25 protein-coding genes are annotated in these 26977 nt (G+C 39.1%); 9 read left to right on the top strand and 16 right to left on the bottom strand.

Annotated features, from left to right (window positions below):
• Nucleotides 1-581 precede the first annotated feature (581 nt).
• Nucleotides 582-1568 (bottom strand): GTP 3',8-cyclase MoaA, encoded by a 987-nt coding sequence (gene moaA, locus KH400_RS17110; protein WP_217226670.1) that lies wholly within the window; start codon nucleotides 1566-1568, stop codon nucleotides 582-584.
• Nucleotides 1569-1707: 139 nt separating this feature from the next.
• Here moaA and KH400_RS17115 point away from each other — a divergent pair, with 139 nt between their 5' ends.
• Nucleotides 1708-2394, top strand: a complete 687-nt coding sequence (locus KH400_RS17115) for a Crp/Fnr family transcriptional regulator (protein ID WP_217226672.1) — start codon at nucleotides 1708-1710, stop codon at nucleotides 2392-2394.
• Nucleotides 2395-2832: 438 nt separating this feature from the next.
• Here the strand turns inward: KH400_RS17115 and argF are convergent, their stop codons facing one another.
• The 8 genes from argF to KH400_RS17155 all read right to left on the bottom strand — a co-directional run bounded on the left by argF (nucleotide 2833) and on the right by KH400_RS17155 (nucleotide 14245).
• Nucleotides 2833-3789: an ornithine carbamoyltransferase gene (gene argF / locus KH400_RS17120; protein ID WP_217226759.1), complete on the bottom strand. Its 957-nt coding sequence runs from the start codon at nucleotides 3787-3789 to the stop codon at nucleotides 2833-2835.
• 13 nt (nucleotides 3790-3802) lie between these two features.
• Nucleotides 3803-7000, bottom strand: a complete 3198-nt coding sequence (gene carB / locus KH400_RS17125) for a carbamoyl-phosphate synthase (glutamine-hydrolyzing) large subunit (protein ID WP_217226674.1) — start codon at nucleotides 6998-7000, stop codon at nucleotides 3803-3805.
• Nucleotides 6993-8072 carry a carbamoyl phosphate synthase small subunit gene (locus KH400_RS17130; protein WP_217226676.1) on the bottom strand — a complete coding sequence of 360 codons (1080 nt, stop codon included), beginning with the start codon at nucleotides 8070-8072 and terminating at the stop codon, nucleotides 6993-6995. The genes carB and KH400_RS17130 overlap by 8 nt, the downstream gene beginning before the upstream one ends.
• An 84-nt stretch (nucleotides 8073-8156) precedes the next feature.
• A complete protein-coding gene (gene argD / locus KH400_RS17135) occupies nucleotides 8157-9296 on the bottom strand; it encodes an acetylornithine transaminase (protein WP_217226678.1) in 1140 nt (379 codons plus the stop codon).
• Between the two features lie 39 nt (nucleotides 9297-9335).
• On the bottom strand, nucleotides 9336-10118 hold the full coding sequence (gene argB, locus KH400_RS17140; protein WP_217226680.1) for an acetylglutamate kinase: 783 nt from the start codon (nucleotides 10116-10118) through the stop codon (nucleotides 9336-9338).
• 26 nt (nucleotides 10119-10144) lie between these two features.
• On the bottom strand, nucleotides 10145-11377 hold the full coding sequence (gene argJ / locus KH400_RS17145) for a bifunctional ornithine acetyltransferase/N-acetylglutamate synthase (protein WP_217226682.1): 1233 nt from the start codon (nucleotides 11375-11377) through the stop codon (nucleotides 10145-10147).
• 109 nt (nucleotides 11378-11486) lie between these two features.
• The gene (argC, locus tag KH400_RS17150; protein ID WP_217226684.1) at nucleotides 11487-12524 is read right to left on the bottom strand and encodes an N-acetyl-gamma-glutamyl-phosphate reductase; all 1038 of its coding nucleotides are present in this window, start codon (nucleotides 12522-12524) and stop codon (nucleotides 11487-11489) included.
• 287 nt (nucleotides 12525-12811) lie between these two features.
• Nucleotides 12812-14245: a carbon starvation CstA family protein gene (locus KH400_RS17155; protein ID WP_217226686.1), complete on the bottom strand. Its 1434-nt coding sequence runs from the start codon at nucleotides 14243-14245 to the stop codon at nucleotides 12812-12814.
• A gap of 232 nt (nucleotides 14246-14477) precedes the next feature.
• Between KH400_RS17155 and KH400_RS17160 the strand changes: the two genes are divergently transcribed.
• Nucleotides 14478-14777 (top strand): hypothetical protein, encoded by a 300-nt coding sequence (locus KH400_RS17160; protein ID WP_246589779.1) that lies wholly within the window; start codon nucleotides 14478-14480, stop codon nucleotides 14775-14777.
• 332 nt (nucleotides 14778-15109) lie between these two features.
• On the opposite strand, the gene KH400_RS17165 is transcribed toward KH400_RS17160, so the two are convergent.
• From KH400_RS17165 to ctaG, 5 genes are read right to left on the bottom strand one after another with little or no spacing between them, the layout of a single operon-like run.
• The gene (locus tag KH400_RS17165) at nucleotides 15110-15424 is read right to left on the bottom strand and encodes a redoxin domain-containing protein (RefSeq protein ID WP_217226763.1); all 315 of its coding nucleotides are present in this window, start codon (nucleotides 15422-15424) and stop codon (nucleotides 15110-15112) included.
• A gap of 3 nt (nucleotides 15425-15427) precedes the next feature.
• Nucleotides 15428-15625, bottom strand: coding sequence for a peroxiredoxin family protein (locus KH400_RS17170; protein ID WP_217226688.1), 198 nt, complete (start codon nucleotides 15623-15625; stop codon nucleotides 15428-15430).
• A gap of 25 nt (nucleotides 15626-15650) precedes the next feature.
• Entirely contained in the window at nucleotides 15651-16136 is a 486-nt protein-coding gene (locus KH400_RS17175; protein ID WP_217226690.1) for a FixH family protein, read from the bottom strand.
• A 24-nt stretch (nucleotides 16137-16160) separates the two neighbouring features.
• Nucleotides 16161-16790, bottom strand: coding sequence for an SCO family protein (locus KH400_RS17180; RefSeq protein ID WP_217226692.1), 630 nt, complete (start codon nucleotides 16788-16790; stop codon nucleotides 16161-16163).
• A 31-nt stretch (nucleotides 16791-16821) separates the two neighbouring features.
• Nucleotides 16822-17754, bottom strand: a complete 933-nt coding sequence (gene ctaG / locus KH400_RS17185) for a cytochrome c oxidase assembly factor CtaG (RefSeq protein WP_246589783.1) — start codon at nucleotides 17752-17754, stop codon at nucleotides 16822-16824.
• Nucleotides 17755-18159: 405 nt separating this feature from the next.
• Between ctaG and KH400_RS17190 the strand changes: the two genes are divergently transcribed.
• From KH400_RS17190 to KH400_RS17200, 3 genes are all read left to right on the top strand, one after another.
• Nucleotides 18160-18612 (top strand): GNAT family N-acetyltransferase, encoded by a 453-nt coding sequence (locus tag KH400_RS17190; protein ID WP_217226694.1) that lies wholly within the window; start codon nucleotides 18160-18162, stop codon nucleotides 18610-18612.
• A 348-nt stretch (nucleotides 18613-18960) separates the two neighbouring features.
• Nucleotides 18961-19560 (top strand): YkzI domain-containing protein, encoded by a 600-nt coding sequence (locus KH400_RS17195; protein WP_217226696.1) that lies wholly within the window; start codon nucleotides 18961-18963, stop codon nucleotides 19558-19560.
• Between the two features lie 165 nt (nucleotides 19561-19725).
• Nucleotides 19726-19995, top strand: a complete 270-nt coding sequence (locus KH400_RS17200) for a NifU N-terminal domain-containing protein (protein ID WP_217226698.1) — start codon at nucleotides 19726-19728, stop codon at nucleotides 19993-19995.
• A gap of 132 nt (nucleotides 19996-20127) precedes the next feature.
• Here the strand turns inward: KH400_RS17200 and KH400_RS17205 are convergent, their stop codons facing one another.
• The gene (locus tag KH400_RS17205) at nucleotides 20128-20388 is read right to left on the bottom strand and encodes a DUF6154 family protein (protein WP_217226700.1); all 261 of its coding nucleotides are present in this window, start codon (nucleotides 20386-20388) and stop codon (nucleotides 20128-20130) included.
• 47 nt (nucleotides 20389-20435) lie between these two features.
• Nucleotides 20436-20993, bottom strand: coding sequence for a helix-turn-helix domain-containing protein (locus KH400_RS17210; protein ID WP_217226702.1), 558 nt, complete (start codon nucleotides 20991-20993; stop codon nucleotides 20436-20438).
• Between the two features lie 85 nt (nucleotides 20994-21078).
• Between KH400_RS17210 and KH400_RS17215 the strand changes: the two genes are divergently transcribed.
• From KH400_RS17215 to KH400_RS17230, 4 genes are all read left to right on the top strand, one after another.
• Nucleotides 21079-21780 carry an AzlC family ABC transporter permease gene (locus KH400_RS17215; protein ID WP_217226768.1) on the top strand — a complete coding sequence of 234 codons (702 nt, stop codon included), beginning with the start codon at nucleotides 21079-21081 and terminating at the stop codon, nucleotides 21778-21780.
• A complete protein-coding gene (locus tag KH400_RS17220; protein WP_217226704.1) occupies nucleotides 21780-22085 on the top strand; it encodes an AzlD domain-containing protein in 306 nt (101 codons plus the stop codon). Before KH400_RS17215 ends, KH400_RS17220 begins: the two co-directional genes overlap by 1 nt.
• A 238-nt stretch (nucleotides 22086-22323) precedes the next feature.
• The gene (locus KH400_RS17225; RefSeq protein ID WP_217226706.1) at nucleotides 22324-23946 is read left to right on the top strand and encodes an SWIM zinc finger family protein; all 1623 of its coding nucleotides are present in this window, start codon (nucleotides 22324-22326) and stop codon (nucleotides 23944-23946) included.
• A complete protein-coding gene (locus KH400_RS17230) occupies nucleotides 23936-26968 on the top strand; it encodes a DEAD/DEAH box helicase (RefSeq protein ID WP_217226708.1) in 3033 nt (1010 codons plus the stop codon). Before KH400_RS17225 ends, KH400_RS17230 begins: the two co-directional genes overlap by 11 nt.
• Nucleotides 26969-26977: the final 9 nt, after the last annotated feature.

Raw genomic sequence — 26977 nt, forward strand, 5'->3', positions numbered from 1 at the left:
TGCTATAAATGGCGTGACTAAGATCACAAATAAACTTTTCTTCACAAACTATACAAAATTAGGAATCTAAAACGGAAGGTCCTCGTCAACATCAAACGACGTAAAACCCTCTCATAGAAGGGGTTTTACTCCTTAGGTTAGCAAAACAGCTTAAATTTTTCTCGTCACAAATAAGCCAAAAAAAAGAACAAGGATTTTATCTGTCCTTGTTATACCTAAAAATATTTTCAATAGTTATTCAGCTTATTGAATGGCGACTTTCTTTGTTAAGATATAGTTTGAAATCTGACATTATGCTTAAGTAATATAGCAAGTACTTCTTTTCAATGCTAACTTCTCATAAGATTGAGAGGCTTTATCATGACTCATGCCAAATATAAAAAAGGGGCTGACAATGAATGTTCATTGACAGCCTTCAAAAAAGTCGTACAGGGGAGAATTTAAATAGATCAAAAGATCAATTCAAATGTATTGTAATCCATCTAGAAGGTGATGGTCTGTGAATTAAATCACGTTTCAATCATTCTTTTAAAAAATTTGTTTTAAAACCGCAAGCACCAGCGGTTTTTGTCACACCTTGATTAGCCACCAATTGCTGACATATTACGATGTGTCGGTATGCCTTTCTGATAGGCTTGTTTTCCCATCTCATGATTTTCTGGCTTTACTATCATCGCCTGATGATACGCTTCTACAAGCTTCTCTCGTGAATGAGCGATCGATTTGACCGCAAGTTCTTGTTCCCAAAACAAACAAGACTTTAGGTAGCCGTCCGCCGTTAATCGAAGTCGATTACATGATTTACAAAAGTCATTAGAAATCGGGTGGATTAATCCAAAACTTCCTTTTGCCCCCGTAAACGAAAATACGTTAGCGGGCCCTGAGAATTTTTCCTTATCTTTTTCACGGTACGCCCCAATACCTGATGCTACTTCCTCAACAATTGAGAGCGATTGGTATTGCTTCGACCATGATGATTGCTCATCACCAATCGGCATATACTCAATAAACCGAACCTGCAGCTTTTCATTTAGCGTCCAGCGAAGGAACTTTTCAATTTCATCAATATTATAATCACGCATTAAAACAACATTTATCTTAATAGGGTTAAAGCCTAATGCTAATGCACGCTCAATGCCTGAAAATACATCCTTTAATTTCCCATTTCGCGTAATCATTTTATATTTTTGCTCATCTAAAGAATCTAAGCTTATATTTAAACGGGTAAGCCCTGCTTGCTTTAACTCTTCTGCATACCGAGGAAGAAAAATACCATTTGTTGTTAACGCGATATCTTCTATACCATCAATTTCATTTAATGTTGCGATGAGTTGCGGAAGTTCTTTTCTAACAAGTGGCTCGCCTCCCGTAAGCCGAAGCTTTCGAATCCCGAGTTCTGCCCCTACCTTGACAATCTGAACGATTTCTTCGTCACTTAAAAGACGATCAAAACTCGTACAATCATGAACACCATTTGGTACACAATAGTGACAATGAAGATTACAACGATCTGTAACCGAGATTCTTAAGTAATCATGAATTCGGTTATATCGATCTATTAAAGTCATAACATCACTTCCTTTTGGATCACTGTAACCGATCAAATGTGATTAAGCTGTGAAAAATATCACGGTTTTTTTACGACTATGGTGATACACTTACAATAAAAAGAATGAAAATAAAAGTTCAGTTAAAAAGGTGATAGTTATGACCGTTAAGGAATTTGTTAATCATATCCCACTTTTCTCCGAATTACCTAAGCATCAAAAAGAGCACCTTCATAAGATCATCATGCATAGAACAATTAAAAAAGGTGAAGTTATTTTTCACGAACATGAAATTGCGGAAGCTGTTTTTTTTGTTAATGAAGGAAAAGTGAGGATCAGCAAAGGAACACCAGATGGCAAAGAAATTGTTTTAACGATTCGTCAACCTGGAGAGATCTTTGCAGAAGTATCGCTATTCACACAGCCTGGAAATACGTACCCTGCAACAGCAACAGCCATCGAAAATGGCGTCGTTTCTTATATTCTTGTATCAGAAATTGAAAACTTTTTGAAGGATCATCCAGAATTATCATTAGCGATCTTCAGAATCATGTCTGAACGACTAAGAATTTCTCAATCAACCTTACGCGATGTCGCATTATATGGTAAACTAGAGTCATTAGCTGCGACATTGTTAAGACTTTCGGATGAGTATGGAGTGGAGACTAGCACTGGATTAAAAATTAACTTAAAGCTAACCCACGAAGAATTAGGAAGTTTCTTTGGTGCTACCCGAGAAAGTGTAAATCGCTTAATTAATAAATTAAAACGTCATCATGTCTTGAGTATGCAACAAGGATATATTACTATTCATAGTATAGAAGAATTAAAAGATTACATTAGTTAATATGGTCCGAGAAAAGGCTACCACTGCTTACATGCTAGCCTTTTCTTTCGGCTCCCATTCATACATAAAACTTCAAGTACTTGGTATTAATTCAGAGTTTACTTTTGTTGCTTGCTCAGGGCAACAAAACATTTTATGAGGTTTGATTTTTGCTGCTTGCTCAGAACAGCAAAATGCTTTCTTTACAACTCTTATTTTATGTGATCATCCTGCTCTATTCTGTAAATTTGATCACACATCAACGAAGATTTTGTCAATACCTGTGAACATTCTGTGTTCAATAAAAAGCTTCCCGTCAATATAAACGGGAAGCTTTTTATTACTTATGCCATCATAACTACTAATGCGAAAAAGGACCACCTCACTCTATTTTTCATGAGATCATTAGTTAAGGGCTCCTCAAGGCTAGCCATTAGCCCTTTAGAAGCCCCCCCATTTTTATGCCATTAATGCGATCATGACCGCTTTTTGCACATGTAGTCGATTTTCAGCTTCATCAATGATACATGAATGCTTTCCATCAATGACTTCTGCAGTCACTTCTTCATCACGATGAGCTGGTAAGCAATGTAAAAAGATATAATCATCTTTTGCGTGTGCTGTTAGTTGTTGATTCACTTGAAAACCTGAAAAGGCTTGTTCGCGTTTTTTCTGCTCCTCTTCAAAGCCCATGCTCGCCCACACATCAGTATAAATGGCATCGGCACCCTTCACTGCTTCAACTGGATCATTAGTAACCTTAACGAGTGCCCCAGTCTCTTTTCCAATCTCGATTGCCTTGTTAACAAATTCTGGATTGGCTTCATATCCTTTTGGCGTTGCAATCGTAATGTCCATTCCAACCTTTGCCGCACCGATCAGTAATGAATGAGCAACATTATTACCATCACCAACATAAGCTGTTTTTAGCTTCGTATAATCGCCTTTTTGCTCATAAATCGTTAATAAATCAGCTAGCGCTTGACACGGGTGATAATTATCTGTCAAAGCATTAATCACAGGGATATCAGCATGACGTGCAAGCTCTGCCACCTTTTCATCACTGTTTGTGCGAATCATGATTCCATCAAGGTATCTTGAGAGCACCTTCGCCGTGTCAGAGATCGGTTCTCCACGTCCAATTTGCAAATCACGTGGGCTTAAAAAGAGCGCATGACCTCCTAATTGCGTCATTCCCACTTCAAAAGAAACTCGCGTTCTTGTTGATGCATTCTCAAAGAGCATCCCTAATGATTTCCCTGCTAAAACCTTCGGGCACTCTCCCTGTTGTTGCGCTTGCTTTAGTTTCATCGCTGAATCTAGTAAATACAAGATTTCATCTGATGAATAATCTAGCAATGTTAAAAAATCTCTTCCCTTTAATTGACTCGTATCAACGGACTTTTCTTCTAACATCATCTTACACCCCTTAACTACTTATCGATTCATTAACATTTCCTAACCACTCTTGGATAGACTTCACGCCTGCGTCTTCAACTGTTAAACTTGCTAACATTTTTTCTAATGTCGATAGCTCGGTTATAACCGTTAAACGGTTTTTAAGTGCAAGTTGTCGCTTAGTGCTACCGGTACGATGACCTTTTTTCGGAATACTTATTAGCGCAAGTGCGTCACTTTCTTCTACAATGGAATCAAACGATGAAACAGCTTTGACTTCATTATTCCCATCAAGTTTCTTTTCCTGTTCGGCAACAAGTGTAAACCCTAACTCGATTAATCGTTTTGCACTTGGTACAAAGGCCTCCCATTCTTCATCTACTACATCACAGAAAACCATGCCTTCTTGCTGATAAAGCGCTGGGATTTGTCCTTCACTCCAGGCAAATGCTTTTTTCAAGGCTTCTTCATGACGATGACCGATACTAATCAATTCTCCAGTTGACTTCATTTCTGCTTCAAGCAACGGGTCTAACCCTGGTAGTTTTGCATGAGAGAAGATTGGCGCTTTTACCGTATAATAAGGTGTTTCTTTTGCATACCCCACTTGCGTTGTGATCTCTTTTAACTTCTTACCTAGCAACAATTGGATCGTGTAATCAATCATTTGAATGCCGGTAATTTTACTTAAAATCGGTACCGTACGTGATGCACGTGGGTTAATTTCGATCACATACAACGTTTCTTCATGATAAACAAATTGAATATTGAAGATCCCCTTAAAATCCATGCCTTCAGCAATTTGTTTTGTATACGTACATACAAGTTCTTTTACGTCGTCTGTTAATGACACGGGTGGTGTAATTGCCATGCTATCCCCAGAATGAACACCCGCTTTTTCAACATGTTCAAACATTCCCGGAATTAGAATATCGGTTCCATCCGTTAGGGCATCGACTTCGATTTCAGTTCCCGGTAAATAGGCATCGATCAAAATAGGATACATAACTGTCTGTTCTTTATCATGGATGTAATCAAGTAACTCCTGTTTTGTCGAATGAATCACCATGCCTTGACCACCAATGACGTACGAAGGTCGGAGTAAAACCGGGAAACCAATCTCTTCGGCTTTTTCAATTAGTTCATTTTCATCATAAGCCGTCACTCCAGGGATGTGAGGAACATCTACTTTGTTCATAAACTGATAGAATCTAGCGCGGTCTTCTAGCTGATCAATCGTGTCATTCGTCGTTCCATAGATGGTCACACCAGCCTTCTCTAATCCTTCGACTAATGAGATCGCCGTTTGTCCACCTACCTGAACGATAACACCTTCAACTTGTTCAAGCTCTACTACATTTAAAACATCTTCAATCGTTAATGGTTCAAAGTAAAGGCGATCAGCCATTTCATAATCCGTACTTACTGTTTCAGGATTGTTGTTCATAATAATTGCTTCGTAACCCATCTTTTTTAAACTAATCGCACCATGAACAGAGCAATAATCAAACTCAATCCCTTGACCGATCCGTATCGGGCCAGAGCCAACAATCAATATCTTCTTTTTACTTGATGATACATCAACATCGTGTTCGCCTCTCCAGCTTGAATAGAAATAAGCTGTTGATGATGAGAATTCACCGGCACATGTATCCACCATTTTATAAGATGGAACAATGTTGGCCGCTTTACGTTTTTGACGAACTGCTTCGAGACTCTCGCCCCAAGATTCAGCTAACCACTGATCAGAAAATCCGTGTACCTTCAGTTGATAGAGTTCGTCTGTCGAAATGCTAGCTAGTTGACGAGCTTTCGCTAGTTTCTCAAGCCCTATCAACTTTTTCCAACTACTTAAAAAGAATAGATCGATTCGAGTACGATTATGAATGTCTTGAATATCTACCTCACGACGAATGAGTTCTAAAATGGCAAAGAAGCGACGATCATCAGGGTTTACAATAACATCCCATAATTGCTGCTCATCCCAATCAGATAATGCAGGTAGCATCAAACCATTGGTCTTAATTTCAAGGGAGCGAATCGCTTTTTGAAAGCCACTTTCTAAGTTTCGCTCAATCGCCATTACTTCACCAGTCGCCTTCATTTGTGTGCCAAGCTGGCGGTTAGCATGAACAAATTTATCAAACGGCCAACGTGGGAACTTTACAACAACATAATCAAGAGCAGGTTCAAAGCTTGCATACGTATGACCGGTCACAGGGTTCAACAATTCATGTAAATGGTAGCCTAAGCTTAATTTTGCAGCCATCCTTGCAATCGGGTACCCCGTTGCTTTCGATGCTAATGCTGATGAGCGACTCACGCGTGGATTCACTTCAATTAAGTAATACTGCTTGCTGTTTGGATCGAGAGCGAATTGAATATTACAGCCTCCGACAATTCCAAGCGCACGGATAATCTTCACAGATACCGAGCGTAACATTTGGTATTCAACATCTGTTAGTGTTTGGGAAGGGGCTACAACAATCGAGTCACCTGTATGCACCCCAACTGGGTCAATATTTTCCATATTACAGACGGTAATACACGTATCATTTTCATCACGCATAACCTCGTATTCTATTTCTTTAAAACCAGCTATACTCTTTTCAATTAAACATTGTGTTATTGGACTTGCGTCTAGGCCACCGGCAACGATATAGCGAAGCTCCTCTTCATTGTGGACGATCCCACCGCCTCCACCACCAAGTGTATAAGCTGGACGAACAATAATGGGATAGCCAACCTGATTCGCAAAAGCAACTGCAGCTTCTACCGTTTCAATAATCTCACTTTCAGGTACAGGTTCGTTTAAATCATGCATCAATGCACGAAATTCTTCACGATCTTCTCCCTTAATGATCGATTCAATCGGAGTTCCTAATAAATCAACATCATATTTTTCTAGGATCCCTTGTTTATGTAACGCTAACGCCAAGTTTAGGCCTGTTTGGCCACCTAGCGTTGCTAATAAACCGTCTGGCTTCTCTTTTTGAATAATTTTCTCAATACTATCAACCGTCAACGGTTCAAAATAGACCACATCCGCACATGCTTCATCCGTCATGACTGTAGCAGGATTATTGTTAACAAGAATAACTTTAATTCCTTCTTCTTTTAAGGCTAAACATGCTTGTGTGCCTGCATAGTCAAATTCTGCTGCTTGCCCGATGACAATCGGCCCTGAACCGATGACTAATACTGTTGAAATGGATGGTTGTTTAGGCATAGACTTTTTCTCTCCTCTTGCTGTTCATTTCTGCTACAAAGTTTAAAAAGATTGTTTCACTGTCACTTGGACCTGGGTGTGCCTCAGGGTGGAATTGAATTGATGTAATCGGAAGACAAGAATGAACCAAACCTTCGACAGAACCGTCATTAATATTTCGATAGCGAACATCAAACCCTGTTTTTTCAATGCCGTGTTCTCTCACGACATAGCTATGATTTTGTGATGTCATATACACTTGTTTACTCACAAGGTCCTGTACAGGTTGATTCGCTCCACGATGACCAAAACGGAGCTTTTCTGTATCGCCACCAAACGCGAGTGCCAATAATTGATGACCGAGGCAAATCCCCATCGTTGGATAGCTGGAAGCTAGTTGCTTAATATCATCTAAGTAAGCTTCCATTTGCTTTGGATTGCCAGGACCGTTTGATAAAAGAATACCGTCAGGCGACAATTCATGAATGGTGTCAATGTCTGTATTGTATGGAACAACAGTTACTTTGCATCCGTATTTAACGAGAGCATCAACTATCGAACGTTTATATCCATAATCGATGAGGACTACATGATGTTCACCTTCACCGAACGTCTCAATTGTCGTCGTGGACACTTCTTTTACAAGGTCACGTGTTCCAATTGGCTTTTTTGTTGCAAAATCAATGTTTGTTAAATCGTTCGTGATGATCGCTCCCATATCCCCTAATTCACGTATTCTTTTAACAACGGCACGCGTATCAATGCCAACAAGCATCGGCACATGTTGTTTTTTACAATGATCGGCAAGAGTTATTTTTGATTCATAATGAAAGCCATCATCACTGCACTCACTCATAACGACACCTGAGACTTGTGGTTTTATGCTTTCATTATCAGCCTCATTTATACCGTAATTTCCGATTAGTGGGTATGTGAAGACGACAATTTGCCCTTTAAATGATGGGTCTGTAATCACTTCTTGGTACCCTGTCATTCCCGTAAAGAAAACAACTTCACCGTACACTTCTTCCTCTCCACCAAGCCATTCACCTTCAAATGTTTCACCTGTTGATAAGACGAGGTATCCTTTCATCGTTAACCCTCCCTGTTGTTCATTCCGCATCGTATAATTATATCATTAGTAGTATTTTTATTCATTTATATTTAAAAAAAGAAGTTAATTTCTACATTCACTTACTATCAAAGCGACAGCTTCGTCAATTTGCTCTTTTTTGACCGTAAACGCAGGCAATAATCGAATCACTTTAGGCCCAGCCACTAATACGAGTAACCCTTTTTCTCGTAATCTCTTTACTTTTACACCGACATCTTCTTTACAAGCGATACCTACCATCAGCCCTTTGCCACGAACGTCTTCAACTTCTAGACAATCAGACAATTCTTCTTTAAGTTTCGTAAGTAAATAATCACCTAATTCTTTTACCTGCTGCAAGCACTCATCACTAAAAACTTCCGTTAATGTAGCTTCTGCAGCTGCCATCGCCAGTGGGTTGCCACCAAACGTTGAACCGTGTGATCCGGGTCCAAACGATTCTTTTAAAAACTCCTTGCCGATTAATGCACCGACTGGAAAACCGTTCCCTAATCCTTTGGCAACCGTAATCATATCAGGATCTATACCATAATGCTTATAAGCAAAGGTTTCTCCTGTTCGACCGATCCCTGTTTGCACTTCATCGACAATTAAAAGGATGCCTTTTTGCTTACAAAGGCTTGAGATCCCTTGTATAAAATCAACTTGCCCAGGGTTTACGCCACCCTCTCCTTGTATCACTTCAACCATAACGGCTGCGACATCTTCATGAATGGTCTCTTCAAAAGTCGCTAGATCATTGTATGGTAGATATTCAAATCCTGCTAACATCGGCCCAAAGCCTTGATGAATTTTTTCTTGTCCTGTTGCTGCCATGCTACCAAATGTGCGTCCATGAAACGATTGTTGAAAACTAATAATCTTATGTTTTCCTGTATATTTTCTTGCTAGTTTTATTGCCGCCTCATTTGCTTCCGCTCCACTATTACAGAAGAATACGTAATCTCCACTCGAATGCTCCGTTAATAGCGCAGCGACTCGTTCTTGCCCTTCGATTTCAAACAAATTCGAGACGTGCCAAACCTTTTTTAATTGCTCTTGTACAGCTGTTGTCACTTTTGGATGACAATGACCGAGGTTACAAACGGCGATCCCTGAAATAAAATCAAGATACTCTTTGCCGTTTTTATCAATAATTGTAGAGCCATTTGCTTCTTCAACTGCTATTTCCCATCTTGCATAGGTTGGAAATAAGGAACTCATCGCTTGTGACACCTCCATAATCTAAACATTTTATTCTTGTTATACTTGAGTAGTTACTTTGCCTTTTGTGAGCTTTGTTCCAACGATCTCTCCTTGCTGGTCGAGTGTTGAACCTTTTCCATTAATAATCATTACTGCATGAATGTTTCCTTGTAAGCTTTTAATCGCAGCTGTCACTTTCGGTATCATCCCACCGTATATCGTACCGTTCTCTATCATGTTCTCAACCTCAGAAATTGTGACTTGCTCTAGTAATTGGCCGTCATCTAAAATTCCTGGAACATCGGTGACAAACACTAGCTCAGAAGCACCTACGCCATCAGCAACAGCGCCTGCTGCACTATCTGCGTTAATATTATAACGTTCACCATCGTCTCCATAGCCGATCGGTGCAATCACTGGAATAATCTTATTTTCTATCATCTGTTCTAGTAAATCAGCATTAACATTTACGGCCTCTCCTACAAAGCCAAGATTTTCTTTATCTAAAGGTTCTGCTTTTAGGAGTTTTCCATCACAGCCAGAAAGTCCAACACTGTTTAAGCCAACCGCTTGGAACTTCGAGACTAAGCGTTTATTCACTTTCCCACAAAGCACCATTTCCGCTGTATCCAATACATCTTCCGTCGTTTTTCTCAAACCATTAATGAATTCACTCTCAATTTCCAGCTTTGTTAACATTTTATTAATTTCTGGGCCACCACCGTGGACGATAATTGGCGATTTCCCCGCATTTTGTAATGCTTTAATACTTAAGAAAAAGTCATTTGAAAGTTCCGCAATCGTACTTCCTCCACATTTGACAACGACGATTTCACTCATGATTCTCTTCCTTTCTATTTTTACATTTACGTTCTATAACCAGCATTAATGCGGACATAATCGTACGTTAAATCACAACCCCATGCTTTACCAAATCCATCAGCAACATGAAGGTCAACTGAAATTACAATCGTATCTTCCTGCAAGTACGCTGTCGCCTCTACTTCAGAAAATTCAGTCGGTTGACTGTCTTTTAACGTTTGAATGGAACCGAGTGAGATGTCAATTGTCTCGGGATTAATTTCAGCCCCACTATATCCGATCGCACAAATGATTCGACCCCAGTTTGCATCCGTTCCATAGATTGCTGACTTCACTAAATCTGAACCAACGATTTGTTTAGCTACTTTCCCAGCCTCCTCATCGTCTTTTGCACCATTCACTTGGACTTCTATTAGCTTTGTTGCCCCTTCGCCATCACGAGCGATTTTTTTTGAAAGCTCTTCACTTGTCTTTTTTAACGCATAAACAAATTTATCCCAATCAGGATGGTCCTTTGTCAATGGTTCATTCTCAGCTAAACCGCTTGCCATCACGACGACCATATCATTCGTTGATGTGTCTCCATCAACCGTAATACGATTAAACGTTTGATCTGTCACCTCTGAGAGTGCAACTTGAAGCCATTCAGGTTCAATCATTGCATCTGTTGTGATAAATCCAAGCATCGTTGCCATGTTGGGGTGAATCATCCCTGACCCTTTAGCAACACCGCCGATATGCACTTCCTGATTGTTAATTTTCGTTTTATAACATGCATGTTTTTTCACCGTATCTGTTGTCAAAATTGCTTCATTAAACTGGTCAGCAGCTTCAAAACTTGATTCTGGTTTTAGTTGTGTAATCCCATTACTAATTTTTTCCATTGGCATAAATTCACCAATTACACCAGTCGAAGTGACTGCAACGTGATGTTCTGGTAGTGAGAATACATCTGCACCTTGTTTTCTCATCGCGTAGGCATCCTCTTCTCCACGCTTTCCGGTACATGCATTCGCATTGCCACTGTTCACAATAATGGCACGGAGTTTTCCTTCCTTGGCAATACTTTCTTTTGTCACTTGTAATGGTGCAGCTTGAATCTTATTTAACGTATACACAGCTGCGCTGCTCGCTGGAACTTCACAAAGGATTGCTCCTAAATCAAGGCGCTTACGTTTAACACCTGTATAAACTCCTGTTGCTGAAAACCCTCTTGGGGTAATGATGCTACCGCCATCAACCGGTTGCGCCTTTAACTGCTCTGTTACTGAATTCATGTTTATTCACCTCAAGTTTTTTTGAAAAAGTTCTCTATTAAGAACGTGTTTAAAAAGTGTTTTGCAATGGCTCCACTCGCTGTGCGCCTGCTAGGGAAAAACAAACTCTTTAAGGAAAGATCGGTGTAAAATCAAGACCTGCCTTTTCCTCAGCACCAATCATAACGTTTAAGTTTTGTACCGCTTGACCTGCAGCGCCCTTCATTAAGTTATCAATCACTGATACGACGGTAATTCGTCCTGTTCGTTCATCATAAGTGACACCGATGTCACAATAGTTTGATCCGTACACTTCTTTCGTAGAAGGGAATTGACCTTCTTTACGAATACGTACAAACGGTGAACCTTGATACTTCTCCTCAAACAGCTTTCGCAGTTGCTGTTCAGTGATCGGCTTTGTTGCTTTACCGTAGATCGTAGCCATAATTCCTCGAGTCATTGGAACAAGATGAGTACTAAAGGTCACCGTCGAACACGACTCATCCCAAGCCTTCAACCCCTGCTCAATTTCTGGGATATGCTTATGTTGATTTACTTTGTAAATCTTAAAATTATCGTTCATTTCACTAAAGTGTGTGACTGCTGAAGGAGAGCGCCCTGCCCCTGTCACCCCAGATTTAGCATCTATAATAATTGAATCAGGTTCAACTAACTTTTCTTGAACGAGTGGTGCTAAGCCCAATAGAGTAGCTGTAGGATAACATCCTGGATTTGAAATCAGCTCGGCACCTTTGACAGATTCCTTCGCCCATTCGGTTAAACCATAGACCGCCTTATTCAGGACCTCTTCTGTTGCTGGTGTTTCTTTATACCACGTTTCGTATAAAGATGAATCTTTTAAACGCAGATCACCAGATAAATCAATAACTTTTAAGCCTTCTGATAGCAATTTTGGTGTGATCGCACTTGAAATCCCAGGTGGTGTTGATAAAAATACGATATCAGCTTTTTGTCCGATTAAAACTGGATCAATGTCTTCTAACTGCTGCGTTGCAAGTCCTTGTAGATGCGGATAACTTTCATCCATCGCTACACCTTGCTGTGATGATGAGTGAACTGATGAAAGTTCAACCTCAGGGTGATTGTGTAATAATCGTATTAAGTCTGCTCCTCCATAACCCGTTGCTCCAATAATTGCTGCATTCATGATCTGCTCCCCTTCCTCGTTTCTTCCACGTATCATTTATGTTGTGTCTATTATAATGATGAATAAAAATAAATGCAACTGTATTTTTATTTTTTGTTTAAATTTTCATTAAAGGCTAATAACTTCGCAATCCTTTATTGTGCCTTCACAGGTTTAGGTGGAAGAGCCATCACCTACTGCCCGTAAATAAAAATAACCTCCCTTCATTAATTATGCAGAGAGGTTATCTACGTTTCCCTATAAATATCATAAATTAAACAGACAAAGCTTATTGTTTTTACAACTTTTTATGCAGCTCGATCGCTTTCTTCTTCCTTATTCTTATCGTTCTTACTAATAATACGTAAGTACCAAACGAGTACGATAACCGTTATACTTACACCAATCAAGACTGACGTTTGATAAGGAAGCTGAAACCCTTCAGGTGCATAGAAAATATACGTACCACAAACCGCTGTCATAAACAGAGCTGGGAGCCCACAAATCCAGTGCAGTCGTCCCTTTTTAAGCAAATACACAGCCCCTGTCCAGAGCATAACTGTTGCTACCACTTGATTTGTCCAACCGACATAACGCCATAAAAACGAATAATCAATTTGTGCTAAATAAAAGGTTGGAATGACCACAGGGATTGCCATTAACATTTTAAACCCTTTACTTTCTTTCTTCGTCACAACCTGTAGCAATTCAACAAGCATCATCCGTGATGAACGTAGCGCTGTATCACCGGTGGTTATCGGTAAAATAATCACTCCTAATATGGCTAAAATTCCACCTAAAACACCTAACATCGATGTTGAAATTTCATTAACAACACCTGCAGGGCCGCCTGATGCTAACGCCTCACCTAATCCGCCTGTCCCAGCAAAGAACGTCATCGCAGCGGCTGCCCATATCATTGCGATCACTGCTTCACCAATCATTGCGCCATAAAAGACCTTACGACCATCCGACTCTTTCTTAAGTGTGCGCGCGATGACCGGACTTTGTGTTGCATGAAACCCAGAGATCGCACCACAGGAAATCGTCACCATTAATAGCGGCCAAATTGGAATCTCTTCAGGGTGTAAATTATCCAGTGTCAGATTTGGAATCGGCTGATCTTGAAACAGAAGACCAATTCCAATCGCTGTTGCCATAAATATTAAGACACCACCGAAAATTGGATAAATTCTACCGATCACTTTGTTAATCGGTAATAACGCCGCAAGTAAAAAATAAGCAAAAATAATAAATAAAGCATTCATAAAACTTAAAGATGTCACTTCAGCTAACAGTTCGGCGGGTCCTGCCGTAAATGCTGCAGCTACTAAAATCATCAGTACGATTGAAACTAGATTTATAATCACTTTCATTGGCTTGCCTAGGTAGCGTCCAACGATTGATGGATACTGCTCACCGTTATGTCTAACTGATAGCATTCCTGAAAAATAATCATGGACGGCGCCGGCAAAGATGGCTCCAATAACGATCCAAATAAACGCTACTGGTCCATACAACGCACCTAAAATCGCCCCAAAAATTGGCCCTAACCCCGCTATATTTAATAATTGAATTAAACTACCTTTTATCCAGCTTATCGGCATAAAATCCATACCATCATTTTTCGTATTCGCAGGCGTCGGTCGATTGTCATCAATGATAAATACACGCTCTACAAATTTAGAGTAAAAGGCATATCCAAAAAAGAGTAAAAGTAATGAAAATAAAAACGTAACCATATGTACCATCCTTCGCTGTTTTTAAGATGAAATTATTTTACTATCACTTTATTAGAAAAACAATATATTTTCTGAAAAAAATAAATCTTCTTTAAATGAAAGCGTTTTAACAAAAAAGACCTATTATAAAATACTAATTTAAATAACTTCTCTACGAAAATCATCGATGAACTTTTTTGAACCACATGCTAAACTAAAAGAAGACATACATTCATATAAGGTGGTGACATGATTGGAGGAGGAAATTAAGAATACAAAAGATAAGATGCTGAAGCAGTGGCAAGCTATGCAGTCGAGTTCGATTGATGACTCAGGAGAAGATGCTGATATTTTTGAACGTTTATTTTATATTATGACTGCTGAAATTAAAGAGTGGTATAAGCAATTACCATCCAAACCGAAAACACTCGAACAAGCATTTCAATTGCCATTAATTGCTGAAATCGAGGAAGAGTTACCTGCACCACTTTTATTAAACTTTGAAACTGAAATTGAAATGATTGTTGAAGGCATTGAAAGAGAAGAGGATTAATGAACGAAGGGAACGAACGTCGTGGACTTTTTCACATTAGCATTTCTAATTTTTATCGTTTATTTTATTTTTAAGATTGTTTATATTTCACGCTCTACCAAGGTACAAGAAAAGCACAAAAAAATTGCTTACTGGCTATATGGCTTGATGGTCGTTGCCTTGATTATTGTTTTGTTATTCTTTTAACGTGCGTATTCAAAAAAGAGAACCAAAAGAGCTGGTCGGCTAAAATCGCAACGTCCTGTTGCATTTTGAACATCCTTTAAAAGAAAGGGGCAGTCTTTAAAGGTTGAACATCACCTTCTAAAGACTGCCCTTTCTTCTCATCATTATTAGAATTGTTCTTTAATGATTTCAACCGTTTCCTCAATTTGATCTCCAAAGAAATCATTGATATGTGAATAAACGACTTCACCATTACCATCAATGATACTAAAGCCACGATGAGAGACACTTTCATTTCTCATATCCGCTTCTTCAATGACAACAAATTCAGGATCGGATAAGAACGAGAATGTAAATTCACCTGCTTCTTTTAATCTGAGATGATTACTTGCAGAATCAACACTAATCGCATAAATATCAGCGTCGATATCCTCCAATAGATGGAAATTCTCCTGCAGCTCAACTAGCTGCGCTTGACAAATCCCTCAGCCAATTTCAGTGAAATGAAACAAAACTGTGGCACGCTCTTTATCGGTTAGTGATACGTCCTCACCATACTCATTCACTAGCGTAAAGTCTGTAGCGTCATCTTGATTACAAGCGGATATCACGGCTAGAAACGCCATCAATGTCATAGCCAAAATAATCTTTTTATACATTGACTTCTTCACTCTACTTCTCACCTCTCACTTCCCCTAGTCTTAGGGTTTAGTGTGCGCCATGGTCCATGCGCTCCAATAATTCAACATCATCTGGAACCGATGTAATTTCATCAACATCAACATCACCAACAACCAATTGGCTCTTTTCCATGCGATGCTGGTCACATGCCGTTACATGGTAATAGACGTAATATACGCCCTCGTCTTCAAACGTCCAATCTAACGCATAAAGGCCATCTCCTTGATTTTTGGCATCCTCGATGTGATGGTATTCTCCATTAGCATGCTCCCAAATTTCAAAAACGACTTCATAGGCATCGTCAATCGGAATGTTATCATGAGAAACTATAGCTTGTAAAGAAACAGGTTCTGCCTCATCTACGACGTCAGCCTCCTCAGTGATCCAACTAAAATCAACTTCAAGCGGTGCTAGCGTATTCTCACATGGTACTGCCGCCTCTTCCTCTGGTTGTGAACATGCAGCTAAAAATACACTCATGAGCAAAAATAATATACTACTGAATCTCTTCATCTTCCATTACTCCCCTTGGATTTTTTATTCATTTTTTTCAGCAAGAACCGCTTTAATTTGCTCAGTAATTAATGGAATATCAATCTCTAGCCCGTTAAATCGATGGATCACTTGTAAATCGTCATCAACGAGGAAAAAACTTGTCCCATGAATGATGTCATTTTCATCAGGGACCGGCATCACTAGTGATTGAAACGCCTCTTCAGCAAACTCTGTAATTTCTTCATCTGAATACCCCGTTAAGAAATGCCAATTGGCAAAATCAACGCCATAATTTTTTCCATATGTTGTTAGTTGCTCTGGGTCATCAAAATCAGGATCAACCGTAAATGACACGATCTCAATATCAATACCTTGATCGGCCAGCTCTTGTTGTAAAATCATCATATTTGGTGTCATCGTATTACATACAGTTGGACAATTCGTAAAGATCATATTAGCCATCCATACGTTTCCTTCTAAGTCGCTACTACCAAATGGATCACCATCCTGATTGGTAAACTCAAATTCCGGAACTTCAAGCTCAAGTGATGAGATGTCACTCGTTTCTTGAGAGCCCGACCCGGTTTGATATAACCAGCCACAACCAGCTAAGCTACCGACAAACAATAAGACCAGCAACAACACAACATGTTTCACACGGTGTTTATTCATCCCTTTTCCACCTCCACTTTTAAGCTGCTTTTTACTTTGCACCGTCTTCTGAAACAGGTATGTCACTTATCGTAAGTTCGCCTTTTGACTTCACTTTCTCTTTTGCTAACCATTGCTTAAAGACGTAGCCAATCGTAAAGCCATATGTTACTTCCTGCATAATTTTCATTAAGACTCCAGCTAATTGCTGGTCCATACGCGTGTCTAATTGACTAAATGCCTCAGGTCCACTAAATAAATGATAAGGAATGTCTGCCCCTGGTGGTAAACAATAAGACATCACTGTTCCCCATACGTTTGGATCGGTATATGTTGCATAGAGAGGTTCTCCAGCAAAAATAATAAGTGCACACGCAGGCGTAATTAAAATCCCATTTGCAAAGATATAACCGATTCGACGTAAGTCAGATAATAGAGCTTTGTTTGGTAACGGTGCAATCATGTGCCACCACATTAAGGTTGAAGCCCCAAGCAGTAAGAACTGATAAACACTGTGTAGAAAAACAGACTGCATTAAAGAATCAAACATAAATGGGACATGATAGATCGAAAACAGTCCATTAAATAAAAGCACTCCTATAATTGGACTGAAAATGATTTTCGCTATCCTTTCTGTCGCAGGGGTGCGGAAGCGTTGGATCATCGCTACTAAAAACCATTTCGGAGTCCCTAAAATAAATAGTGGAACTGCAATAAAATATGCAAACACCATTTGTGTCATATGAAACGTGATCATAATATGACCAATCGTATATAGCGGTCCTCCCCATCCAATATACAAAGCAATAAGTCCAAGTAAAAAGTATACTTTTTGCTTAGCACTTACAGGGGCTCCATCTTGAAAACGATGGCGCCATTTTTCAACAAGAGCAAAATAAAGACCAGCAACCAATAGTAGGATCACAATTAATTCAGGGGTCCATATCGCTCGAAAACTAAAATTACTAAACACTTGCTCTATCAATTTTTACCCTCCCTTTATACTAATCAATGAGCGAGCTTACTTCTAAATTAAACACACATATTGTACTTTATTAACTATAGCATATTTTCTTCCCGTTCCCGCCCGTTTCATATGTGATTTCTGTTGCCTTTTTCCAACAAATTTATGAACAAAATGAAAATTAGTTCATTATGCCGCATGACAGACCATGAATCTAGTTAACAGTATCGCCGTACGTCTTCACTTTTAATCACTTTCATCACGAGCATCGCTACAGAAGCAGAATGTTTCCTTCCATTTATGAAATCAAGAAAAGCATATTTTTGCCAAAAACACAGTTCCGTAAATTCCTAGATTCGTTTTCATAAAAAGGTTTTTTTTAAAGCTAGTATCGAATATACTAGATTTGGATAGGGGGACTTGATAATGGAAATTTATAAAGTACCAAACGATGCTGATCAACCTCTTCGTCTAAAAGTCGCTGACCTCCTAATGGGACAAATGGAATCCATTGGAAGTGATAATGCCTATGAACTTTTACTAGATGCGATCAATTTAGCCCTTACAGACGGTTCAACGGCTCGTATTTTTGTAGTTGAGGATAATGAAACAATCATTGGTGCTGCTTTCTTTAACATCGGTATTAGTCTTGCAAAAGGCGGGTATTACATCTGGCTTAATGATCTATTTGTTCATAAAGAGCACCGAAATCAGGGGATCGCAAAGAAATTACTTCTCCAAGTCATCTATTGGGCTGAAAATGAAGGAATCAAAGGAATTGAGTTAGAAACTGGCATCAGTAATCAAGCAACCAAGAGTCTTTATAATTCTTTAGGTTTTTATGATATTGTTTCCAAACGGTATGGCTTTCAATTTTAGTGCGTGTTCAAAAAGAGGACAAAAAGAGCCAACTCGGACTTCTTAAACATCCTGTATTAGCAAACCATTTCCCAGTGAAATCCCGATAATTAAGTATGGGAGTATCGACGGAATATATTCCTCTAGAACGGCCCGACAATGAGGACAAATACAACCTATAAACTTTTTTAAGGCTATCCTAAAAGGGAAAGATTAATACCTTTTAAGACGGCCTTTTTTCTTTGGCCCAAAAACTCCAATAATGTCATTTACACTTCTTTTTTTCCCTTCTTGTTCATAAGATATAAAAAACAGCCAAATCGTTTATGTTCTAACTGATCTTAATAACAATAAGAAGGAGTGTACAATATGACACCATACTTCTATGAAGCAGAATTTAACAATGTATATATTGAAATATCAAAACATGCACTCCACGAATTTATTAAAAAAATGATGGAAGAACAACTATCCTTATTTTGGCGATATGAGGAAGAAAAAATCTTCCTTATCATCGACAGTGATGATGCGATTCATGAAATTCCCTTTGAACGAAATGAAGAATTCTTGACGTTAAATATCGACCACTTAACCGTCAATGATGAAGTTATTGGCGAGGCGATTGAGGTTATTATTTCACAATTTAGCGGTGATGGCGTTGTCAAAAAGTTCACTGGTGGTCCCTTGTATATTACATCTTATAAAACAGGGGATATTCAATCAATTATAGAAATTGATGGGAGTGAGAAAATTATTATGAATAAACATGGATCAATAATCGAATATAAAGAATACGATCATAACCTCGAGCCGAAAACGATCTTTAATATTATGAATATGGAAATCGATTATGAGTTAATGGAATTGCACGAAGCAATTCATGCAAACGACGAACAGGCCGTACGATCTCATAAGAGACGACTGAGGAAACTCTTGCATCGCCGCGAAGAAGTAAAACAACTCATCTAATAAGTAAAGCACGGTCTAAAACGTTCGGGAGGCGTTTTAGATCGTGCTTTACATGACGTACCATTGATCCATGCGTATTGAGCAAACAATTATATTTAAAATGAATGATGGACATGCTATCATAAGTACTTGGTAAGGTTTACAATTATGAGGAGGAATGAAATCATGTCAATCGAATTACAAGCGCAATCAACTCCGAACCCCAATGCAATGAAAATAACAGCTAACCAAATGATCTTTGAAGGATCAGGAAGTACTTCTGTTAAAAAAGGAGACGACACACACCATCCATTAGCTCAAAAATTAATCGCCATTGATGGTGTTGATAATATTTTTGGTTTCCAAGACTTTGTAACCGTCAATAAAACCGCTGATGTCGAATGGGACAACCTTCTACCACTGATTCAAAAAGCCTTTGAAGAAGTGTACGAGTAAAAACTAATTTGTCTCACTAAGCATGTCTAATGGTTGTTCTTTATCTTGAAGATATAACGACCATCATGACTTCGCTAAATCATTTGAGGGTTGTCCTAAAAGGTATACTTGATCCTTTTAGGACAACCCCTTTTAGTGTATAAACCCAGAATCTGGGTCATTCTCCATCCGGTTATAGCCAATCCCTTCGTCAGCCATCTTATCTCGTAACTTCGCATAAAGAAACAACCTAAACATATCATGAATGTCGTCGTCACTCATGCTATTAATATACTCAAAAAAATCTTCACGTTCGAATTCTTCAACTAAACCACTAACAATAATGAAGGCATCCTCTTCATCACCGGTAAAATGATTTTGATACATTTTAAATAACTTATTAACTAATTCCATATGTAAAACCCCTTTCGTTAATAGACTGCCCAATACACATCTTTCAATTAAGAATAATGAATCATCATCATAACCCGACTGACTGAATCGCTGCTATTGTTATATTGATGCGGACAATCAGCAGCAAAACGAATCGCTTCTCCTTTTTTTAAATGATAACTCTCGTCTGAAATGATGATCTCGATTTCTCCCTCCTCCACTAATATATATTCTTCTACCCCGCTCGTATGCGCCTCAGATGTATATGAACAATCCGGCTTCAGTTGAACGGAAAACCATTCAAACGGCTGACCATTCCCAAGTGTAAATAACGGTATGACTTGAAACCTTCCTTGATCCTCTTTCAATGGCTCAATCGCATGACGGCTAACTACCTTTACTTTCGGTCGTTCATCTTCAATAAACCGTGAAAAACCTACACCAAGACCGTTAGCAATCTTCCAAAGCGTACTGACCGTCGGATTTGACTCGCCTCTTTCAATCTGTCCTAGCATCGGTTTACTCACGTTCGTTAATTCAGCTGCTTTTTCTAAACTTAACCGCTGCTGCTCTCGAATTTGTTTTAATCGTTTTCCAATTCGATGATTTAAGTTTATTTTGTCCATATAATATCTCCTTGAATTAAGTTATACTATATCATACAATTAATACATTATAACATACTAATGGATTGAAAGGAGTAAGGCTATGTTGGCAACCACAAGCGTCACTAAACCAAAATCAGAGTTTCCTCGTGGAGTCGTTGCCGGTATCGGAATTGCAATAGGTTACTTCCCAGCCGCTTTAACATTTGGTTTATTAGCAAAAAGTACAGGACTCACCTTTCTAGAAGCTGTTCTGATGAGCTCTTTTGTCTTTGCAGGAGCTGCACAATATATGGCACTAAATTTAATCGCACTAGGTACTGGTGCTCTTGAAATCATCTTCACAACTTTCATTGTAAATATTCGTCATTTATTAATGAGTGCTTCTGTTAGTGAAAAACTCGAACATGATCACCCGATTAAAAAAGCAATATGTGCATTTGGTATTACTGATGAGGTATTTGCTGTAACGACAACTCAAGAACGGAAAGTAACGACGTCCTTTGTCCTCGGTGTCGGAGTGATTGCCTATGGAAGTTGGGTACTACATTCAGCGCTCGGCTTTTTAGTTGGATCGGCATTGCCACAAACGATCCAAGAAAGTATGGCTATTGCCCTTTATGCGATGTTTATCGCTTTATTAATGCCATCACTAAAGAAACATCGCAAAGTTGTTTCTTTAGCTATTTCTGCTGCGATGTTTAATACTCTTTTTGTGTTTTTTTTGCCGAGCGGATGGTCAATTATCGCAGCAACAATTCTATCCTCCCTTCTCATTGAACTAGTTGAGAAAAAGGAGGAATCATAATGTCAATGTCAATGTTCTGGCTGATTATGGGAATGGCGATTGTTACATATATTCCGAGAATGTTGCCTTTAGTCACACTCAATGCAAATCGCATCCCTCCCAAATTACAAGCGATCTTACGAAACGTACCTTATGCAGCACTGGGGGCTTTAATTTTCCCAGGCATTTTAACGGTTAACGAAGACATTTGGTTTGGAATCATCGGTGGACTAACCGCAATTATTATTGCCTATTTTGGTGCTAACTTAATTTTTGTCGTCATCGGCGCGATCATTGTCTTAAGTTTCTATTCATTTTTCATTTAGTTTGCTCATTAACAGAGACTGTTCCATCACTAGAATCACCTCATTTTTGTACGATTTAGAGCATAGGGGTAAAAGATCCCTACCACTGTTCCTGAGGTGACACTTGGTGGGGCAGTCTCTTTCTAACCTTTCCTCCCCCCTGATCGAAGAAAAAATAAGAGCAGAAGATTGTTTCTTTTAATAATGGACGTTACAATGGAATGATGAACAATTACAAGTAGGTAGTGGTGAATAAATCATGACAAACTTAACATTCAGTAGTGAACAATTGCATACCTTTATTCATGACCATGTCGTCAGTCACATAGCTACTCGCGGTGTGAACTATTACAAAAAAGGGAACGTTGCAGATATAAAAGTGACGAGTGCGGAGGTGCTTGAAGCTACCGTTCATGGATCGTCGATTTATACGGTCGAGGTTCACCTTGATGACCTTACAGAAAGTACATGCACTTGTCCTTATCACGATTATTGTAAACACCTTGTCGCTGCCTTGTTCTACATTGAAGAACATCGTTATAGAGTCCAAGAACAACTAGAGGAATACAAGAACCGTACAGTAACTCTAGTGATAGAGCAGCATAAACCAAAAGATATCGAAGAACAATTACAATCTCACCTCGACTCAATCATTATAACTAGCTATCGTTCATTAACAACAGCAGGTTATTTTCATGACGATCACTTAAAACAAATTGTTGAACGTTGCATCCGGGCAACAGCACAAAACTACTCAAATGAGGAGCATGTTCGTGAACGGCTCATTTGTGTAAACGTAATGATCCATGGCTTATTTGCCCTCGGTCGAAAATTTAACACCTATCACACATATGAGCGTAGGTTTACTCGTTTCTTTTCGCAACTCATTAATGAAAGTGAACCGTTCATTGTTGAGTGTCAGCGTCGTGATGATTCGGATTTCTACTTATGGTTTACAGAGACACTCATCCACCGTTACTTTTTATCTAATGATGTAAAACAATCGCCGTGGCACCTACTTTTAATAAAATGGTTAACGCATGATTCGAATCAAGCTCGAAAGCTGGAAGTACTCAATCTCTTCATAACCGAGCAAAAACGCTCACCAAACAACGAGTCACTAACGATGCTAGCAAGTATCCTTGCTCTCGATTGTGAAAATGGAGCATTATCATTGTCCTTGCTTCGTAAAATGAAACATTCGTTAACCCCAAATGATCTTATTCACCATTTTCAATTACTAGAGCGTCGCCAAGATTGGGACTTAATCAAAAACTGGTTTGATTTATTTCTAACCTTCTGGAAAAATAAATCGCTCGGAAGCCTCGAGCCGATATACGAACGGATGCTCATGAATACGGGTAACGAAAAAGAACAGATCATCTTACTGTGGAATGCGTGGCTCCAGTCCCCCTCCTACAGTACGTATCTTCAACGGATGAAAGATTTTGCTGATTATAAAGAAGAGGCGCTTGACTATATCCTTCCAAGATTAGAAGAACAATTGTATGTGCCCAAAATCGAACAGCTCTATTATAAGATCTTATTAAACGAAGGCCAGACCAAAAAAGCGATCGCTCGTTTATTAACAAATGAAACAGAACCAAGCCTACTAAGCGATGAAAAAAAACAAGTGATTAACTACGCGAAGAAATCAGCACCAGAACAACTTTTACCACTTTACCATCAATTTATTGTACGGCTCATTGAAAAGAAATCCCGTAGCCACTATGAACAAGCCGTCTCTCATATGAAAGAATTACAGTTGATTTATGAGCAACTTGGTTTATCTGATCGCTTCCATTCATATATAAGTCAGCTCCGAACAAAATACAAAACGTATCGCGCCTTGCTACAGGAGATGAAAAAGATTGTACAATAAACATAATCCAAATAAAATTATTCTTCACGGTGGATGGCTTGATCAAGAGGAACAATTTTTTATCTGGGGTGAACGTAAACAGCATAAAAAATACCAAGAAATCGTTAACTTTCAGTACCCTTTCCTCTATCCGCCGTCTGAACTAAAGCTCGCGTTGTTTAAGTACCATTCAGACTCTTTTTATGGAACATTTATCGAATCAAAAAAAGCGTTATTACAAGCACCATTAGTTGAACGTATGTTTTATTCACATGCTGGGAACACACCAGTCTATCATGCTGATCGCTCAAATACTTCTCATTTGTTTCCAGTAGAAGGGATTTCTCTTTCGCTAGAAGACTTACCCGAAGCAATCGAAACCATGAAGTCATGGCTAAACGATGAGGAATGGCTGATCGGTGATGATTTACGCTATTGGTTGCTCTTCTTCTCACAAATTCAAACAGAAATTATTTCAGGAGAGGTCATTCTAGCGACAAACGGGCGTTGGCAGCTCACAAATATGAATATCGAATCATGGGAAATGTGTATTCCGCCTGCCAGTGTGGCATTGAAAGCCGAACAATATCAACTACAACCAACAAACACGAATCCATCTGTGACGTATTCGCTAAAAGATTTCGCAAATGAAGTCGCAGACCGTCTCATTAAGCAGTTGCTCTTAAATAATAACGAATTCAGAAGAGCACTTGCTCAATTGTCAGAGGAAAGTCCCTCTATCCAAGATTGGTTACGTTCGGTTGAAGAAGGAGAAACCAAACAACTGCAAATGAATGAGACAACGTTACAAGAGCATTTAGGGATTATCCCCTCATCCCCGTTTAAAACTGGGATTGCGATTGATGATCCTGAAACAGAAGATGAGCCGTGGAAGCTAGTACTGTTTGTCCAAGATCGGAATGATCCATCCTTGATCGTATCGATGAAGGATTTGCATGAAGGGCTACACCCATGGCGAGAAAATCCAATTTCAAAACTAAAGCACGATATACAGCAAGGGGCTAATAAAGTCCCCCTCATTAAACAGCTGTCACCAACAAATTTTGAAATGGAACTAACAAGCGAAGATGTTTATTCGTTTCTAATCGAGGATAGCCCACTGCTTGAAGACATTGGTTTTACGATTTTTGTCCCGTCTTGGTGGAATGATGAAAGACAACAACTATCCATCCAATTAGCCGTAAAAGACAAGCAAACTGAAAAACAAGCATCTGTTGATCCAATTATGAATTGGCAAAGCCTAACGGAATTTGACTACACTGTCTCCATAGGTGATGCGAAATTAAGTGAACAAGAATTTGATACACTTGTCCATACGAAACAACCCATCGTTAACATTCGTGGCAAATGGGTCGTTTGGGACCCGACACAAGCGGAAAAACTAAAAGATACACTTGAACAACAAAAATCAGAGGCGATTACGCATTTTGATGCATGGCAATTGCAGCTCGCCGATGAGGACGTTCAACTTGATGAAGAGTTAACCGTCGATGTTGACATCCATTGGGATGAAAAGTTACAGAAATTACTTGAAGAAGTTAGAAGCAAAAAGATCCCACTTACAACGCCCCCGGAAACTCTTACCGGGACATTACGCCCCTATCAACAAGAAGGTTATTCGTGGCTTCTTCATATGCGCAAACTTGGCTTTGGCGCTTGCCTAGCTGATGACATGGGGTTAGGGAAATCAATCCAAACAATTGCTTACCTTGTAAAGGTTCTTGAAACTCAACAACTAGAAGGAGCTGTGCATCTACCATTTTTATTAATCTGTCCGACATCATTAATCGGTAACTGGACAAATGAGCTAGAACAATTCGCTCCGCACTTACGCATCTATGTTCATCACGGGGCCAACCGCGCGGGTGAAACAGAGTTACGGAACTTAGTAGAGGATTATGATTTAATTATTACTTCCTACGCACTAGCAGTACGTGATGAGGATGTGTGGGCAACAATCACATGGAATGGACTCCTATTGGATGAAGCTCAGCAAATTAAAAATATCGAAACGAAGCAACGCCGTTCGATTAAAAAAATCAATGCGTATCACCGTATCGCATTAACAGGAACGCCGATTGAAAATCGCTTAAAGGAGCTATGGTCGATCATCGATTTTCTAAACCATAGATATTTAAATTCATATCAGCACTTCCAACAAACATTTATCAAAGAAATCGAAGGGCGCAACCAAAATGATCAACGCCTAAAGCAGTTACAACAGCTGATTTCCCCTTTCCTGTTAAGGCGTAGCAAATCGGATCAGCATCTAAATTTACAGCTGCCTTCGAAGCAAGAACAAACACACAGGGTTGGGCTTACACTTGAACAAGCAAGCTTATACCAAGCCGTTGTTAATGATTTATTAGAAAAGGTTGACACCGTTTCTGAAATGGAACGTAGAGCTTTGATTTTAAGCAGTTTAACGAAATTAAAACAAATATGTAACCATCCCGTCCATTTCTTAAAGGATGGCGGAAGATTAGAGCACCGCTCTGAAAAATGGGATTTACTTGAAGAGTTAGTCACACAAATTACAGATAACGATGAGAAGACGTTGATCTTCACACAATATAAAGAAATGGGCGAGCTCATTCAGAAGGGGCTTTCAAATAAGTTAGGCTTTCCTGTTCCATTCTTACATGGGAGCATTCAAAGAAATAAACGAGAAGAGATGATTAAACGTTTCAAACAAGATCAAGCGATCTCTACGTTCATCCTGTCTTTAAAAGCAGGAGGTGTTGGTCTAAACTTAACAGCTGCTAATCATGTCATTCATTACGACCGTTGGTGGAACCCTGCAGTTGAAAATCAGGCAACCGACCGGGCCTATCGAATTGGACAAACACAAAATGTGACCGTTCATAAAATGGTAACCTCTGGTACACTCGAAGAAAAAATCGACCGGATGATTGAACGAAAACAACAACTATCAGACCAAATTTTACTTTCGAGTGAAAATCAACTCACGGAGCTATCAAATGATGATTTAAAATCATTACTCGAACTTCGTAAATCATGAAGGAGGTAA

The sequence above is a fragment of the Desertibacillus haloalkaliphilus genome (assembly GCF_019039105.1).
In the GTDB taxonomy this organism is placed as follows: Bacteria; Bacillota; Bacilli; order Bacillales; family KJ1-10-99; genus Desertibacillus; species Desertibacillus haloalkaliphilus.

What these genes read in the sequence shown, in the direction of transcription:
- argD (WP_217226678.1), bottom strand. Translation starts at nt 9,296, where the DNA reads ATGAGTTCCTTATTTCCAACCTATGCAAGATGGGAAATAGCAGTTGAA.
- KH400_RS17175 (WP_217226690.1), bottom strand. Translation starts at nt 16,136, where the DNA reads ATGAAGAGATTCAGTAGTATATTATTTTTGCTCATGAGTGTATTTTTA.
- argF (WP_217226759.1), bottom strand. Translation starts at nt 3,789, where the DNA reads ATGTTAGAAGAAAAGTCCGTTGATACGAGTCAATTAAAGGGAAGAGAT.
- KH400_RS17190 (WP_217226694.1), top strand. Translation starts at nt 18,160, where the DNA reads ATGGAAATTTATAAAGTACCAAACGATGCTGATCAACCTCTTCGTCTA.
- KH400_RS17220 (WP_217226704.1), top strand. Translation starts at nt 21,780, where the DNA reads ATGTCAATGTCAATGTTCTGGCTGATTATGGGAATGGCGATTGTTACA.
- argC (WP_217226684.1), bottom strand. Translation starts at nt 12,524, where the DNA reads ATGAATGCAGCAATTATTGGAGCAACGGGTTATGGAGGAGCAGACTTA.
- moaA (WP_217226670.1), bottom strand. Translation starts at nt 1,568, where the DNA reads ATGACTTTAATAGATCGATATAACCGAATTCATGATTACTTAAGAATC.
- KH400_RS17195 (WP_217226696.1), top strand. Translation starts at nt 18,961, where the DNA reads ATGACACCATACTTCTATGAAGCAGAATTTAACAATGTATATATTGAA.
- argB (WP_217226680.1), bottom strand. Translation starts at nt 10,118, where the DNA reads ATGAGTGAAATCGTCGTTGTCAAATGTGGAGGAAGTACGATTGCGGAA.
- KH400_RS17225 (WP_217226706.1), top strand. Translation starts at nt 22,324, where the DNA reads ATGACAAACTTAACATTCAGTAGTGAACAATTGCATACCTTTATTCAT.
- KH400_RS17210 (WP_217226702.1), bottom strand. Translation starts at nt 20,993, where the DNA reads ATGGACAAAATAAACTTAAATCATCGAATTGGAAAACGATTAAAACAA.
- KH400_RS17200 (WP_217226698.1), top strand. Translation starts at nt 19,726, where the DNA reads ATGTCAATCGAATTACAAGCGCAATCAACTCCGAACCCCAATGCAATG.
- argJ (WP_217226682.1), bottom strand. Translation starts at nt 11,377, where the DNA reads ATGAATTCAGTAACAGAGCAGTTAAAGGCGCAACCGGTTGATGGCGGT.
- KH400_RS17180 (WP_217226692.1), bottom strand. Translation starts at nt 16,790, where the DNA reads ATGAATAAACACCGTGTGAAACATGTTGTGTTGTTGCTGGTCTTATTG.
- KH400_RS17155 (WP_217226686.1), bottom strand. Translation starts at nt 14,245, where the DNA reads ATGGTTACGTTTTTATTTTCATTACTTTTACTCTTTTTTGGATATGCC.
- KH400_RS17205 (WP_217226700.1), bottom strand. Translation starts at nt 20,388, where the DNA reads ATGGAATTAGTTAATAAGTTATTTAAAATGTATCAAAATCATTTTACC.
- KH400_RS17115 (WP_217226672.1), top strand. Translation starts at nt 1,708, where the DNA reads ATGACCGTTAAGGAATTTGTTAATCATATCCCACTTTTCTCCGAATTA.
- carB (WP_217226674.1), bottom strand. Translation starts at nt 7,000, where the DNA reads ATGCCTAAACAACCATCCATTTCAACAGTATTAGTCATCGGTTCAGGG.
- KH400_RS17130 (WP_217226676.1), bottom strand. Translation starts at nt 8,072, where the DNA reads ATGAAAGGATACCTCGTCTTATCAACAGGTGAAACATTTGAAGGTGAA.